At 52.7% G+C, this 15,517-nt stretch carries 11 protein-coding genes; 6 read left to right on the forward strand and 5 right to left on the reverse strand.

Translation table 11 applies throughout. The features are described 5' to 3' along the window. Positions 1-14: 14 nt before the first annotated feature. The 3 genes from copA (at position 15) to ybaK (ending at position 4,092) form a co-directional block, all read left to right on the forward strand. Positions 15-2,516 (forward strand): copper-exporting P-type ATPase CopA, encoded by a 2,502-nt coding sequence (gene copA, locus OGX95_RS04570; protein ID WP_286628474.1) that lies wholly within the window; start codon positions 15-17, stop codon positions 2,514-2,516. Between the two features lie 100 nt (positions 2,517-2,616). Beyond that, complete coding sequence (locus tag OGX95_RS04575) at positions 2,617-3,411, forward strand: TraB/GumN family protein (protein WP_286628475.1); 795 nt, start codon at positions 2,617-2,619, stop codon at positions 3,409-3,411. Between the two features lie 201 nt (positions 3,412-3,612). Continuing rightward, complete coding sequence (gene ybaK, locus OGX95_RS04580) at positions 3,613-4,092, forward strand: Cys-tRNA(Pro)/Cys-tRNA(Cys) deacylase YbaK (protein ID WP_137384598.1); 480 nt, start codon at positions 3,613-3,615, stop codon at positions 4,090-4,092. A gap of 52 nt (positions 4,093-4,144) precedes the next feature. Here ybaK and ushA read toward each other — a convergent pair whose 3' ends face one another. Further along, positions 4,145-5,797 (reverse strand): bifunctional UDP-sugar hydrolase/5'-nucleotidase UshA, encoded by a 1,653-nt coding sequence (ushA, locus tag OGX95_RS04585; protein WP_286628476.1) that lies wholly within the window; start codon positions 5,795-5,797, stop codon positions 4,145-4,147. 173 nt (positions 5,798-5,970) lie between these two features. On the opposite strand from ushA, the gene fsr reads away from it, so the two are divergent. Continuing rightward, positions 5,971-7,191 carry a fosmidomycin MFS transporter gene (gene fsr / locus OGX95_RS04590; RefSeq protein ID WP_121584311.1) on the forward strand — a complete coding sequence of 407 codons (1,221 nt, stop codon included), beginning with the start codon at positions 5,971-5,973 and terminating at the stop codon, positions 7,189-7,191. A gap of 225 nt (positions 7,192-7,416) precedes the next feature. Then, positions 7,417-9,096, forward strand: a complete 1,680-nt coding sequence (ybaL, locus tag OGX95_RS04595) for a YbaL family putative K(+) efflux transporter (RefSeq protein WP_286628477.1) — start codon at positions 7,417-7,419, stop codon at positions 9,094-9,096. A 97-nt stretch (positions 9,097-9,193) separates the two neighbouring features. Here ybaL and gsk read toward each other — a convergent pair whose 3' ends face one another. Next, complete coding sequence (gene gsk / locus OGX95_RS04600; RefSeq protein WP_286628478.1) at positions 9,194-10,498, reverse strand: inosine/guanosine kinase; 1,305 nt, start codon at positions 10,496-10,498, stop codon at positions 9,194-9,196. Positions 10,499-10,651: 153 nt separating this feature from the next. Here gsk and aes point away from each other — a divergent pair, with 153 nt between their 5' ends. Next, the gene (gene aes / locus OGX95_RS04605) at positions 10,652-11,611 is read left to right on the forward strand and encodes an acetyl esterase (protein WP_286628479.1); all 960 of its coding nucleotides are present in this window, start codon (positions 10,652-10,654) and stop codon (positions 11,609-11,611) included. On the opposite strand, the gene hemH is transcribed toward aes, so the two are convergent. From hemH to htpG, 3 genes are all read right to left on the reverse strand, one after another. Next, positions 11,608-12,570, reverse strand: coding sequence for a ferrochelatase (gene hemH, locus OGX95_RS04610; protein WP_286628480.1), 963 nt, complete (start codon positions 12,568-12,570; stop codon positions 11,608-11,610). The two genes, aes and hemH, sit on opposite strands and share 4 nt — an antisense overlap. Before the next feature lie 179 nt (positions 12,571-12,749). Then, positions 12,750-13,394 (reverse strand): adenylate kinase, encoded by a 645-nt coding sequence (adk, locus tag OGX95_RS04615; RefSeq protein WP_003021773.1) that lies wholly within the window; start codon positions 13,392-13,394, stop codon positions 12,750-12,752. Positions 13,395-13,623: 229 nt separating this feature from the next. Then, entirely contained in the window at positions 13,624-15,498 is a 1,875-nt protein-coding gene (gene htpG, locus OGX95_RS04620) for a molecular chaperone HtpG (RefSeq protein WP_271449469.1), read from the reverse strand. Between the last annotated feature and the right edge of the window lie 19 nt (positions 15,499-15,517).

Below are 15,517 nucleotides of genomic sequence, written 5' to 3' on the forward strand. Positions count from 1 at the left end.
TCAAGGAGTTGGTTATGTCTCAAACAATCGATCTAACCCTGGACGGTTTGTCCTGTGGTCACTGCGTAAAACGCGTTAAAGAAAGTCTGGAACAACGTCCGGATGTTGAGCAAGCGGATGTCACCGTGACAGAGGCGCATGTTACCGGGAGCGCCAGCGCAGAAGCGCTGATTGAAACCATCAAACAAGCCGGTTACGGGGCGGAGTTAAGCCACCCAAAGGCTAAACCGCTGACGGAGTCATCAATCCCGTCGGAAGCACTGGCAGCGGTCCCTTCCGAGCTTCCGGCAGCTACGGCTGATGATGACAGCCAACAGTTGCTGTTAAACGGCATGAGCTGCGCCAGTTGTGTGACCCGTGTACAAAATGCATTGCAAAGCGTACCGGGTGTCACCCAGGCACGGGTAAACCTGGCGGAACGCACTGCGCTGGTAATGGGCAGTGCCTCCGCCGCAGATTTAGTCCAGGCGGTGGAAAAAGCCGGCTATGGTGCAGAAGCGATCGAAGACGACGCTAAGCGCCGCGAACGCCAGCAGGAAACCGCCGTGGCAACCATGAAGCGTTTTCGCTGGCAGGCGGCCGTCGCGCTGCTGCTGGGTATCCCGGTGATGGTATGGGGCATGATTGGCGATAACATGATGGTGAGCGATGACAACCGCAGCCTATGGCTGGTCATTGGTCTGGCAACACTCGCCATCATGGTCTTCGCAGGCGGTCACTTCTACCGCAGTGCCTGGAAGAGCCTGATGAATGGCACCGCAACCATGGATACTCTGGTTGCGCTGGGCACGGGCGTCGCCTGGCTCTATTCCATGAGCGTCAACCTCTGGCCGCAATGGTTCCCGATGGAAGCACGGCATCTCTATTATGAAGCCAGCGCCATGATTATCGGTCTGATTAACCTTGGCCATATGCTGGAAGCCCGCGCCCGCCAACGCTCTTCCAAAGCGCTGGAAAAACTACTCGATTTAACACCGCCAACCGCACGTGTCGTAACCGATGACGGTGAAAAAAGCGTACCACTGGCCGATGTACAGTCAGGTATGTTGCTACGTCTGACTACCGGCGATCGCGTTCCGGTCGATGGCGAAATTACGCAGGGCGAAGCCTGGCTGGATGAAGCGATGCTGACCGGCGAACCGATCCCGCAACAAAAAGGAGAAGGTGATAGCGTCCATGCCGGTACTGTGGTTCAGGATGGCAGCGTGCTGTTCCGCGCCAGTGCCGTCGGCAGCCACACGACGTTATCGCGTATTATTCGCATGGTGCGTCAGGCGCAAAGCAGTAAGCCCGAGATTGGTAAGCTGGCCGACCGGATTTCCTCGGTATTCGTTCCGGTGGTGGTAGTGATTGCGCTGGTGAGTGCAGCAATTTGGTACTTCTTTGGCCCGGCGCCACAAATTGTTTATACGCTGGTGATTGCCACCACCGTACTGATTATTGCCTGTCCTTGTGCGCTGGGTCTGGCAACGCCGATGTCGATTATTTCCGGGGTTGGTCGTGCCGCTGAGTTTGGTGTGCTGGTACGTGATGCCGATGCGCTGCAGCGCGCCAGCACGCTTGATACCGTCGTCTTTGACAAGACTGGTACGCTGACCGAGGGTAAACCGCAGGTTGTCGCCATCAAAACGTTTGGCAATACCGATGAAGCGCTGGCTGTTCGCCTGGCTGCGGCCCTTGAACAGGGTTCCAGCCATCCGCTGGCCCGCGCGATCCTCGACAAAGCGGGCGATGTTACGCTGTCGCAGGTCAATGGTTTCCGTACGCTGCGTGGTTTAGGCGTCAGCGGCGAAGCGGAAGGTCATACGCTGCTGCTGGGCAACCAGGCGCTGCTCAATGAGCAGCAGGTCGATACCACAGAAATGGAGGCTGAAATCACCGCTCAGGCTTCCCAGGGCTCAACTCCGGTGCTGTTGGCCATTGACGGGCAAGCGGCAGCCTTGTTAGCGGTACGTGATCCACTGCGTAGCGACAGCGTGGCAGCGCTCCAGCGCCTGCACCGCGCCGGGTATCGTCTGGTGATGCTCACCGGTGATAACCCAACTACAGCCAATGCCATTGCCAAAGAAGCAGGTATTGATGAGGTGATAGCCGGCGTTCTGCCAGACGGTAAGGCCGAGGCGATTAAGCGTCTGCAGAGCCAGGGGCGTCAGGTCGCCATGGTCGGTGACGGCATTAACGATGCGCCTGCGCTGGCTCAGGCCGATGTAGGGATCGCCATGGGGGGCGGCAGCGATGTGGCAATTGAAACCGCTGCGATCACGCTGATGCGTCATAGCCTGATGGGCGTTGCAGATGCGCTCTCTATCTCGCGAGCAACGCTGCGTAATATGAAGCAGAACCTGCTCGGCGCATTTATCTACAACAGCATCGGTATCCCCGTCGCCGCCGGGATTCTGTGGCCGTTCACTGGAACCTTGCTGAACCCGGTCGTTGCCGGAGCGGCAATGGCACTTTCTTCCATTACCGTGGTGAGCAACGCTAACCGACTTCTGCGCTTCAAACCGAAAGAGTAACCCTTTGCCGGATGGCGCTATCAACTACGCCATCCGGCAATTCACACATTGCGACTTTTCCAGCCACGCGCTAGCATGGCTTTACACTTAGGGAGGTCGTATGGATTTGTTATACCGGGTAAAAGCATTATGGTCTGCACTGCGCGGTAACCATTATACCTGGCCGGCCATCGATATCTCTTTGCCTGGCAACCGCCATTTTCATCTGATTGGCAGCATTCATATGGGTAGCCGGGGGATGGCCCCTCTGCCTGCCAGGTTACTGAAAAAACTCAGCCGCGCTGACGCACTGATTGTCGAAGCCGATGTCTCCGGTGACGATGCGCCGTTTGCCAATCTTCCGGTTTTTGCTGCTCTGGAAGAACGTATCAGCGAAGCGCAGTTGCGCAATCTGCAAAAAGTTTCTGGCGATCTTGGTATTTCCCCTTCCCTGTTTTCGACTCAACCCCTGTGGCAAATAGCCATGATCTTACAAGCCACGCAGGCGCAACAGCTGGGATTACGGGCGGAATATGGCATTGACTACCAACTGCTCAAAGCGGCTAAACAGACGCAAAAACCCATTATTGAACTGGAAGGCGCCTCCAGCCAAATCGACCTGTTATGCCAGTTGCCTGATAACGGTTTGGCTTTGCTCGACGATACCCTGACGCACTGGCACACCAACGCCAGGTTGCTGCAACAAATGATGGGGTGGTGGCTTGAATCACCACCACAAAATGGCGAACTCACATTACCCAACACATTCAGCCAGTCGTTATATGACGTACTCATGCACCAGCGTAATGAGGCCTGGCGGGACAAACTCAGGGCAATGCCTGCGGGCCACTATGTGGTCGCTGTCGGCGCACTGCATCTGTATGGAGAGGGAAACTTACCGGAGATGATGCGATAAAAAAATGGCCAATATTTCTATTGGCCCGTCAAAGAGGAATTTCATCATTATTATTATGCCGACGCTTAAAGCATCGGTGTAGGTCGATTGTCGCTCAAAGTCGTCATCCTGCCAATACTATTGCGCAAGATGGTACTATTTTTTAGACAGACATCAGGCGTATGCTTGTGTCGTATTTTGTCTGAGCCAGGAAAAATTGCTATGACACCCGCCGTTAAACTACTCGAAAAAAACAAAATTTCTTTTCAGATCCACACCTACGATCACGATCCGTCTGAGACCAACTTTGGCGACGAAGTGGTCCGTAAATTAGGGCTGAATGCGGATCAGGTCTACAAAACACTGCTGGTTGCCGTGAATGGCGATATGAAACATCTGGCGGTTGCCGTCACTCCGGTAGCCGGACAGCTGGATCTTAAAAAGGTCGCGAAGGCGCTGGGCGCTAAAAAAGTCGATATGGCTGACCCAATGGTTGCGCAACGTACAACGGGATATCTGGTCGGCGGTATTAGCCCGCTGGGGCAGAAAAAACGGTTGCCAACGCTGATTGATGCCCCCGCCCAGACATTCGACACGATTTATGTTTCCGGTGGCAAACGCGGGCTGGATATTGAACTGGCGGCGAACGATCTGGCGAAAATTCTGGATGCGAAGTTCGCCGATATCGCCCGCCGGGATTAAGTACCCGTAGGCCGGATAAGGTGCTTGCACCGCCATCCGGCACTCCGCCCTGTTACTGCCAGGTCACTTCACCCTTCGGCTCATACATACTGGCATCCAGCGGTGAGTTTTTCTGCACGTACTCTTTCAGCACTTCCGCATCAATAAACCCGGTATTCACATAGCCGGGTTTGTTATCAATACGCGGATAGCCATCACCGCCGGTAGCGTTGAAGCTCAGCGTTGCCATGCGATAGGTTTTAGCCGGGTCAACAGCTTCACCCTTGATTTTCAAATCGTTAAGCTTGCCGTCTTTCGCCACAAAGCTGACGTTGGCAAACTGTGGGTACGCCCCCGAGTCTGGCTTCATCTGAGCCACGGCGGTCAGATAGTCAATAACCTCCTTCCCGCTCATATCGGCATACACTACGATGTTGCCGAACGGTTGTACCTTCAGCACGCTCTTATAGGTGATATCGCCGCCTTCGATGGAGTCACGGATACCGCCACCGCTCATCACGCCAAAATCAGCGCTGGTTCGCGCCATTTGCGCAGCCAGCAGCAGACGTCCCATATTGGTCTGCACAAAACGGACTTTACTGCGATCCCCTTCCAGACGCGCATTGACACTGCCAATTTTAACATCCAACTGCGCTTTGCCTTTATTCTGGAATGGTGTCAGTAACGACAGCATTTGCTGGTTTTCAGCAATTTCTGGGGTGTAAAGTACGCGCTCACTTTTACCGTTATTCCAGGTCACTTTTTTCTTCAGGTTTACCGGAATGAGTTGGTAGTTGACCATTTTCATTTCGCCATTGCGGAATTCAAAGTCCGCCCGGCCAACGTATTTACCCCACTCATGCGCCTGCACAATCCAGATACCGTTTTGCTTATCTGGTGCACATGGCGTACCCGGTACGTAATCAACCTGCTTTTTGTTTTCCGATGCCATGCACACCGGATCCTGTGAGTGACCACCCACAATCATCGCCAGCGCCCCGGTGGGCAGGCTACGCGCCATTTCCACATCGCCCGGTGCGTTCGAGCCGTGATTGCCGTTGTCATAATGCCCCATATGCGTGGTAGCGATGATGATGTCTGGCTTTTCATTCATATTGAGTTCCTGGATAACCAGCTTTGCTTCTTCCGCAGGTTTGCGAAACTCAATATCGGTGAAGAACTCCGGGTTGCCAATTTTCGCCGTATCATCGGTTGTTAAACCAAGAACCGCGATTTTTAAATCCTGGCGCTTAAAAATAGCCCACGGCTTAAACAAGCGTTCGCCAGTGCTTTTTTGATAGATATTGGCGGAGAGAAAAGGAAACTTCGCCCACTTTTCCTGCTGGCGCAATACGGTGAGCGGATTATCAAATTCGTGGTTACCCACCGCCATCGCATCATAACCAATCAGATTCATTCCACGAAAATCAGGTTCTGCATCCTGGAGATCGGATTCTGGTACGCCGGTATTAATATCACCGCCGGAAAGTAGCAGTACGCTTCCCCCTTCTTCAGCGACCTCTTTACGAATACCGTCCACCAGCGTTTTTTGTGCGGAAAGCCCGTATTCGCCGTATTCACTGCGCCAGAAGTGACCGTGGTGATCGTTGGTATGCAGAATGGTTATCTTGTAGGTTTTATCTTTTTCGTACGCCTGAGCAGGCTGACCTGCCAGCGCAAATGCGGCCAATAACGCCAGCGCCACACCCCGTGTTAAAAATTTCATGAACTCTCCCTGAGCCAATATCAACGACTGAAATTACAATGATATGAAATAATAGTCGAAAATGTTTTCAGAAATGAGACTTCCTTCAAACACCTTCCGCAGGTATGTTAGGCAAGTAATAATAACAAATTAGATTACCCTCATAATCGCAACCCAAACAGAAGTGACTTTCTATGGCAATAAGTGAACCAACCCAGCCAGTGGCTGGCGCGTCAGCGTCGGTTGCTAAAGCACGCACCTCATTTGGCATTTTAGGGGCGATCAGTCTCTCTCATCTGCTAAACGATATGATCCAATCGCTGATTCTGGCGATTTATCCGCTTTTACAGTCAGAATTTTCACTGACGTTTATGCAGATCGGGATGATTACGCTAACCTTCCAGCTCGCCTCCTCGCTGCTGCAACCGGTTGTCGGCTATTGGACGGACAAATACCCGATGCCATGGTCGCTACCTATTGGAATGTGCTTCACGCTGAGTGGGCTTGTGCTACTGGCGATGGCAGGCAGTTTCCATATGGTTTTGCTCGCCGCAGCGCTGGTCGGTACCGGGTCTTCAGTATTCCACCCGGAATCCTCTCGCGTGGCACGTATGGCCTCCGGTGGCCGTCATGGGTTGGCGCAATCTATTTTCCAGGTCGGTGGTAACTTCGGTAGTTCTCTGGGGCCACTACTGGCCGCTGTCATCATCGCGCCATATGGTAAGGGTAATGTGGCCTGGTTCGTGCTGGCGGCCCTGCTGGCGATTGTTGTACTGGCACAGATTAGCCGTTGGTACGCCGCACAACATCGGATGAGTAAAGGAAAACCGAAGGTCGCCATCGTCAATCCGCTACCACGAAATAAAGTGGTACTGGCGGTGGGTATTCTGCTGGTGCTGATTTTCTCCAAATACTTCTATATGGCGAGCATCAGTAGCTATTACACCTTTTATCTGATGCAAAAATTCGGATTATCGGTACAAAATGCCCAGTTCCACCTGTTTGCCTTCCTGTTTGCCGTTGCGGCCGGTACGGTAATTGGAGGGCCATTAGGCGATAAAATTGGCAGAAAATATGTTATTTGGGGCTCTATCCTCGGCGTAGCGCCGTTTACCCTCATTTTGCCCTATGCAACCCTTGAATGGACTGGGATTTTAACCGTGATCATTGGTTTTATCCTCGCATCGGCCTTTTCTGCCATTCTGGTCTATGCACAGGAGCTACTTCCGGGGCGTATCGGTATGGTTTCCGGGCTATTTTTCGGTTTTGCCTTCGGCATGGGCGGCTTGGGTGCCGCGGTGTTAGGGCTTATTGCCGACCATACCAGTATCGATTTGGTCTATAAAATATGTGCTTTCCTGCCTCTCCTTGGGATACTGACCATATTCTTACCTGATAACCGACATAAAGCCTGATTTTCTGACGGCCAAAAGTAAACTTTGGCCGTCATCACTTACAGTGACCATCAGCCTTTGCCTCATACATCTCCCCGTAGTTTTCCGATCCGTGCTTTTTTACGCTTAAAATCCTATTTTCATCAAAATTCAATAATTATTCATAAACATAAACATTAAAATTGTCATAAACTATTACTCGGAATTTGAGTTTTCAGGATCAACACAGCAACCAAAGGAGACGGAATGCATCACGCCACCCCGCTTATCACCACCATTGTCGGCGGCCTTGTGCTCGCTTTTATATTAGGCATGATTGCCAATAAACTGCGTATTTCTCCTCTGGTGGGATATCTGTTAGCGGGCGTTCTGGCCGGTCCATTTACACCTGGTTTTGTTGCTGATACCAAGCTCGCGCCTGAACTGGCTGAACTTGGTGTAATCCTGTTGATGTTCGGCGTCGGGCTGCACTTTTCCCTGAAGGATTTGATGGCGGTAAAGTCTATCGCCATTCCCGGCGCGATTGCCCAGATAGCGGTAGCAACACTGCTGGGCATGGCGCTTTCTGCCGTATTAGGCTGGTCGCTGATGGTCGGTATCGTGTTTGGTCTGTGTCTTTCAACCGCCAGTACCGTGGTGCTGTTACGTGCGCTTGAAGAACGGCAGCTCATTGATAGCCAACGCGGGCAAATCGCCATTGGCTGGCTGATTGTCGAAGACCTGATGATGGTGCTGACGCTGGTTCTCCTGCCTGCTGTCGCCGGAATGCTGGAAAAAGAAGATGTCGGCTTTACTTCGCTGGCCGTCGATATGGGCATCACCATCGGTAAGGTCGTGGCGTTTATCGCCATTATGATGCTGGTTGGTCGTCGCCTGGTGCCATGGATTATGGCCCGCAGCGCCGCAACCGGTTCCCGCGAACTGTTTACCCTGTCGGTGCTGGCGCTGGCGCTGGGTATCGCCTTTGGCGCGGTGGAGCTGTTCGATGTTTCCTTTGCACTGGGCGCGTTTTTTGCCGGTATGGTGCTGAACGAGTCAGAATTGAGCCACCGCGCGGCGCACGATACCCTACCGCTACGCGATGCTTTCGCCGTACTGTTCTTTGTTTCTGTCGGTATGCTGTTTGATCCATTAGTCCTGATCCAGCAGCCTCTGGCCGTGCTGGGTACACTGGCGATTATTATCTTCGGTAAATCCGTCGCTGCCTACTTCCTGGTACGCCTGTTTGGTCACTCTCAGCGTACAGCGCTCACCATTGCTACCAGCCTGGCGCAGATTGGTGAATTTGCCTTTATCCTGGCGGGCCTTGGTATGGCGCTGAACCTGTTACCACAAGCCGGACAAAACCTGGTGCTGGCAGGTGCGATTCTCTCCATTATGCTCAACCCGGTGCTGTTTGCGGTATTAGAAAAATATCTCGCCAAAACCGAAACGCTGGAAGAGCAGACTCTGGAAGAGGCTATCGAAGAAGAGAAACAGATCCCGGTTGATATTTGTAATCATGCCCTGCTGGTCGGTTTTGGTCGTGTCGGCAGCCTGTTAGGTGAAAAGCTGATGGCGGCGGGTATCCCGCTGGTCGTTATTGAAACATCGCGTACCCGCGTGGATGAACTGCGTGAACGTGGGATCCGTGCCGTGCTGGGCAATGCGGCCAACGAAGAGATCATGAATCTGGCGCATCTGGACTGCGCGCGCTGGCTGCTGCTGACCATCCCCAATGGTTATGAAGCAGGAGAGATTGTCGCTTCCGCACGTGAGAAATGCCCTTCGATTGAGATTATCGCCCGCGCGCATTATGACGATGAGGTTGAGTACATCACTGAGCGTGGTGCCAATCAGGTGGTGATGGGTGAACGTGAAATCGCACGGACTATGCTGGAACTGATTGAAACACCGCCAGCAGGTGACGTTGCCACTGCCAGCTAGTTTTGCGTTGCCGGATGGCGCTATCGCTGCTTATCCGGCATCTATTTTGCCATGTTCTGCGTAGGCCCGATAGGCGATAGCGCTATCGGGCAGTAACTCAACGATCCCAGTACGACTCTTCGAGACTGTCTTCACGCTCCGGCAAACCACGCGTCAGACGCGGTGAATGCTGATTCAGCACCTGATAACTCACGCGGTTGGCATATTTACACACCTGGGCTAAAGATGAATAAGTCAGCCAGGTATATTTGTGCTTGCTGGAGTTAGGTACATTGCCACGGTGATAGCTGTTCGCTGTAATATCATGCAGCAATGCAGCCAATGCACCGTCGCCCGCTCCGTTAGTGTTCATGATTTTTTCCGGCCCGCCCATATATGGCGCGATATGTGAATAAACACGCAGCGGATTCGTACAATCTTTATGGCGCATTGCGCGGCTGAATTCGTACTGGTTGAATTCAGCGATAGCGCCTGGCAGCAGCGGATGCTGAGTTTTGCGTTTCGCCTCGTCTTCAGTAAAGCCGGCCATATACAGCCCCACCGGCCCGGCAGTACACAAGACTAAATCCACCCAATCCAGTGCTTTATCTGACGCCAGCAGCGGATCGTTTTCACCGGTCAGCGCTTCAGCTTCTTCTTCGTTCATCGCCAGAATAGAGACATTCTCTTTCAGAAATTCCTGCCACCACTGCGGGTTATCCGCAATAACGAATTTGGTCCCCAGAGTCAGTACCACCGGAACGTTGTGCTTTTTGGCAAATTCAATCGCCTTCATGGTCGCTTCCGGCATCGGTTCGCCCGGCTTACAGCGTACCAGATAGGAGGTCAGCACCAGTGCGGAAGCCCCGGCAATCACCGATTCAGGGATGCTATCCGCGCGCAACTGGTTCATGTGACCGGGGCTGATGGCAAATGTGCGCTCGCCGGATTCACCAATCAGCGTAAAGCAACGGCCAATCGGGCCATCTACCCCCTGTAGATAGTTCAAATCGGTGCGGCTGGAGGTGTTGCATAAATAGCGATACGCGTAGCTACCAATCTCGATATTGCTGCACATCACACCCAACAGTACCGAGCGGTCATCTGCCAGCACGGAGTAGTTATGCATGGTGTTACCGATGGTGCCACCTGCAAACTGATGGGTGATCAGGTTTTCGCGTACCAGCTCCTGGTAGAGAGCTTCCGCAACATCATCTTCAATCACCAGAGAGTGCCCGGCGCTTAATCCATAACGTTTTACAAAATCATCATCCACTTTGGCTTCAATATCCACCAGCGTTTGGTCGATACCGACTACCCAGGCCGCGCTGGTCTCATTTTCAGGCTGAATTTGTTGCAGCAACGGATCGCGCGCGCTGACGGGGAAATAGTGTTTGGATTTACGTTTACCGGGAAATTTCATGGTCGACTATATGGGTGGTTAACTGAGCGATGCATGGTAGCACATTACCGGATATGCATGCGATGCGGCGCTAAGTTTCAATATCGGACGGCGGGATCGCAGTTTATCCGGTCTCAGTTTCTACAATAAATCATCGTCCACAAGGAGCGTTTTATGAAGCCGGATAACAAGATCCCCGTACTCGACAGAATTTCAGATGAAATGAAGGTCGTGATGAATTTTCATCGCGATGACCTGCCACCATGGCCCGCTGCCGATGATATCGTGGCTCAACGAAAGTACTACATACATGAACGGCAATTCTGGAATGCTAATGCACCGCAAATGAGCACTCAGGAGTGCGCAGTTTCCACCCGCTATGGCTCTGTTAACACACGTATTTACTCACCGCAGCCTCACAGCCAGGCCACGCTATATTATTTACACGGTGGCGGCTTTATTCTCGGTAATCTGGATACGCACGATCGCATTATGCGTCTACTGGCGCACTACACGCAGTGCACTGTTATTGGCATCGACTACTCACTGTCGCCAGAAGCGCGCTTCCCGCAAGCCATCGAAGAGATTGTCGCCGTCTGCCAATATTTCCATCACCACGCCGACGATTATTCTCTCAATGTGAAACATATTGGTTTTGCCGGCGATTCCGCAGGCGCCATGCTGGCACTCGCCAGTGCGTTGTGGTTGCGTGATAAACAGGTCCCCTGCGGCAAGGTCATTGCCGTACTGTTATGGTACGGGCTGTATGGTCTGCAGGATTCGCTTAGCCGCCGACTGATGGGCGGAGCATGGGATGGCTTAGGGCGTGAGGATCTGCAGATGTACGAAAACGCCTATCTGCGTAGCGCCGACGATCGTGAGTCGCCGTATTATTGCCTGTTTAATAACGATCTTACGCACGACGTGCCACCCTGCTTTATCGCCAGCGCCGAGTTCGATCCGTTGATTGATGACAGCCGGTTACTTTTCCAGACGCTGCATGCGCATCAGCAGACCTGTCAGTATCAAATGTACCCCGGCATGCTGCACGCCTTCCTGCATTATTCGCGGATGATGAAAACCGCCGACGAGGCTCTGCAGGATGGCGCGCGTTTCTTTGAACAACAGCTTTAGCGGTAGGCTTCGGTCAGTTTAACCATCATTTCGATATGCTCCGGCGCGGCATTCAGCGCCGGAATATACGCATATTTCTTACCACCCGCCTCAAGGAAAATTTCCCGGTTTTGCACCGCAATCTCTTCCAGTGTTTCAAGACAATCTGCGGCAAAGCCTGGGCACATCACCTGGATATGTCCGGTCCCTTTCTCCGCGAGCATTTTTAACGTTTCGTCAGTATATGGCGTCAGCCACGGCTCACGGCCAAAGCGAGACTGGAAGGTCATCATTACTTTCTCCGGGGCTAAGCCAAGCGCAGAGACCAGCTCACGGGTGGTATCACGGCAGCGCTGCGGATAATCGTCGCCTTCATCAGCATAGCGTTGTGGAATACCGTGATAAGAAAGCAGCAGTAAATCAGGCTCACCGTGCTGTGCAAACGAATCGCGGGCGCTTTTGGCCAGTGCATCAATATAGCTGTTGTCGTCCGCGTAATCACGGATAAAGGAAACCCCAGGAATACCGCGCTTACGCGCCAGGATACGTGCCAGTTCGTCCCATACGGCGGCTACCGTCGAACAGGAGTATTGCGGGTACAGCGTTAACACCACAATGTGGTCAACGCCGCTGGCCAGCAATTCATCAACCGCACTTTCCAGCGAAGGTGAACCGTAACTCATTCCCAGTGCGACGGGCGTATCGGGTAAACGCTCCGCCAGTGCCTGCTGCTGTGCACGACTGTAAACCATCAGTGGAGAACCGTCCTCCATCCAGATTGACTGGTACAGCTTTGCCACTCGCGGCGCACGCAACGGCAGGATCACGCCACGCAGCAACGGCCACCATAGTAGACGGGACGTATCAACTACGCGGGTGTCGCTCAAAAACTGGCGCAGGTAACGTTTAACAGCTTCAGGGGTTGGGGCATCGGGAGTGCCGAGATTAGCCAGCAGGATACCGGTTTTCGTCTGACGCATTACCGCCTCTTATCGATTCAAATTGTTGATAATTGTAGCGGAAAAGCGGGGAAGAAGAACTAATTGCTGTGAGAGGTAAAGTAAGAATTTGCCTGATAGTGCTGCGCTTATCAGCCCTATAAAAAATCGTAGGCCGGATAAGGTGTGTACACCGCTATCCGGCATTAACCGCGAAAAAATTAACCGAGGATTTTTTCCAGCGCTGCGCGAACGTCGGCCACGGCCTGAGTGCCGTCAACTTTCGCGTATTTGGTGTTACCCGCCTGCGCTTCTTTAGAGTAGTAGCCGATCAGCGGAGCCGTCATCTGATGGTATTCCACCAGGCGCTTACGTACGGTCTCTTCCTGATCGTCTTTACGGGTGGTCAGCTCTTCGCCGGTCACGTCGTCTTTACCTTCCACCTTAGGCGGATTGAATTTGATGTGGTAAACGCGGCCAGAAGCAGCGTGTACGCGACGACCAACGATACGATCAACGATCAGTTCGTCCGGAACGTCAAACTCCAGAACGTAGTCCACATTGATGCCCGCTTCTTTCATGGCATCAGCCTGCGGGATAGTACGCGGGAAGCCGTCCAGCAGGAAACCATTACGGCAGTCTTCCTGAGCAATACGCTCTTTTACCAGCGCGATCACCAGCTCATCAGTCACCAGCTTACCGGCGTCCATGATGTCTTTCGCTTGTTTGCCCAGCTCGGAGCCAGATTTCACGGCGGCACGCAGCATATCACCGGTGGAGATTTGCGGAATACCATATTTCTCCATGATGAACTGAGCCTGAGTTCCTTTACCCGCGCCCGGAGCGCCAAGCAGAATGATACGCATTACGAAAATCCCCTTAAAGGTTGTCGATATTTTTTAAAAAGCGCTAAACGATACCACCATCACGCAATTGGCTCAAGAAAGACGCCTGACGCTGAAACGGTTAACGGAGGAAAATTAAGAAAAGAGAAGATAAAAAATTGCCCGATAGCGCTACGCTTATCGGGCTTACAGACGAAACCTGCTCCTGTGCCGGATAAGACGCACAGCGTCGCTATCCGGCATACCGAACTCAGGAAACCAGCAGTTGGTTCATGCGACGGATGAACTGGTTAGGGTCTTCCAGCGTACCGCGCTCAGCAAACAACGCCTGATCCAGCAGCAGTTCGACCCACTCTTTAAACTGAGCTTCGTCCTGAGTATCCGCCGTGCGTTTTACCAACACGTGGTCCGGGTTCAGTTCAAAGATGTATTTCACTTCCGGTACAGCCTGGCCCGCAGCGGCAAACAGCTTCGCCATCTGGGTGCTCATTTCGTCTGCGTCAGTGGTGACAATCGCTGGCGTATCGGTCAGACGGTGCGTCAGACGCACTTCTTTCACACGATCACCCAGCAGGGTTTTCACGCGCTCAACAAACGGCGTCAGCGCTTTTTCCGCTTCTTTTGCCGATTCATCAACTTCATCTGCCAGTTTGTCGATAGACTCGTCAGCTTTGGCTACAGACTGGAATGCCTTACCGTCGAATTCAGTCAGATAGTTCATCATCCACTCATCGATGCGGTCAGAAAGCAGCAGGACTTCGATGCCTTTCTTACGCAGCAGCTCCAGGTGTGGGCTGCTCTTCGCCGCCGCATAGCTGTCTGCAGTAATGTAGTAGATCTTCTCCTGACCTTCTTTCATCCGCGACACGTAGTCTTCCAGCGATACGGTCTGCGCAGAAGAGTCGGTGTGCGTGGATGCGAAGCGCATCAGCTTAGCGATGGTTTCCTGGTTAGCGTGATCTTCCGCCGGCCCTTCTTTCAGTACCAGGCCAAACTGTTTCCAGAAGGTCTGGTATTTTTCTGCATCGTCTTTCGCCAGTTTTTCCAGCATCTGCAACACGCGTTTAGTCAGGGCGCTGCGCAGGTTACGGGTGACGGTGCTGTCCTGCAGGATCTCACGGGACACGTTCAGCGGCAGATCGTTGGAATCTATCAGACCGCGCACAAAGCGCAGATAGTTCGGCATGAACTGCTCAGCGTCATCCATGATGAATACACGTTGAACGTACAGTTTCAGGCCATGCTTGTGATCGCGGTTCCACATATCCCACGGGGCCTGTGACGGGATGTACAGCAGGCTGGTGTATTCCTGCTTACCTTCCACACGGTTGTGGCTCCAGGTCAGCGGATCGGTGAAGTCGTGCGCGATATGCTTGTAGAATTCGTTGTATTCGTCGTCTTTGATTTCTGACTTGTTACGCGTCCACAGCGCCTGTGCCTTGTTGATTTTCTCCCAGGAAACAACGGTTTCACCGTCTTTTTCTTCCTGTTTTTCAATCTCTACCGGCAGCGCGATATGATCGGAATATTTGCTGATGATGGAACGCACGCGCCAGTCATCCAGAAACTCGTCTTCCCCTTCACGCAGGTGCAGAGTGATTTCGGTACCGCGGTCTTCTTTGGTAATGTCGGCAACGGTGTACTCACCTTCGCCCGCAGATTCCCAGAACACACCGTTTTCAGGCTTATCACCCGCAGCACGGGTACGCACAGTGACTTTATCCGCCACAATAAACGCGGAGTAGAAGCCAACCCCGAACTGGCCGATCAACTGGCTGTCTTTTGCCTGATCGGAGCCCATGGATTCGAGGAAAGATTTCGTACCAGATTTTGCAATGGTCCCCAGATGATCGATAACGTCATCGCGGTTCATCCCCACGCCGTTATCAGCAATGGTCAACGTACGCTTATCTTTATCGAAGGAAACACGCACACGCAGCTCACCATCACCTTCATACAGGTCCGGATTAGACAGGGCGCGGAAACGCAGCTTGTCTGCCGCATCCGAGGCGTTAGAGATAAGCTCACGCAGGAAGATTTCTTTATTGGAATACAGAGAATGGATCATCAGGTGCAGAAGCTGTTTTACTTCTGACTGAAAACCACGAGTTTCTTGTCCTTTCATGTAGATCTACCTCAACAAT

Source organism: Citrobacter sp. Cu233 (assembly GCF_030332225.1).
Classification (GTDB): Bacteria; Pseudomonadota; Gammaproteobacteria; order Enterobacterales; family Enterobacteriaceae; genus Citrobacter.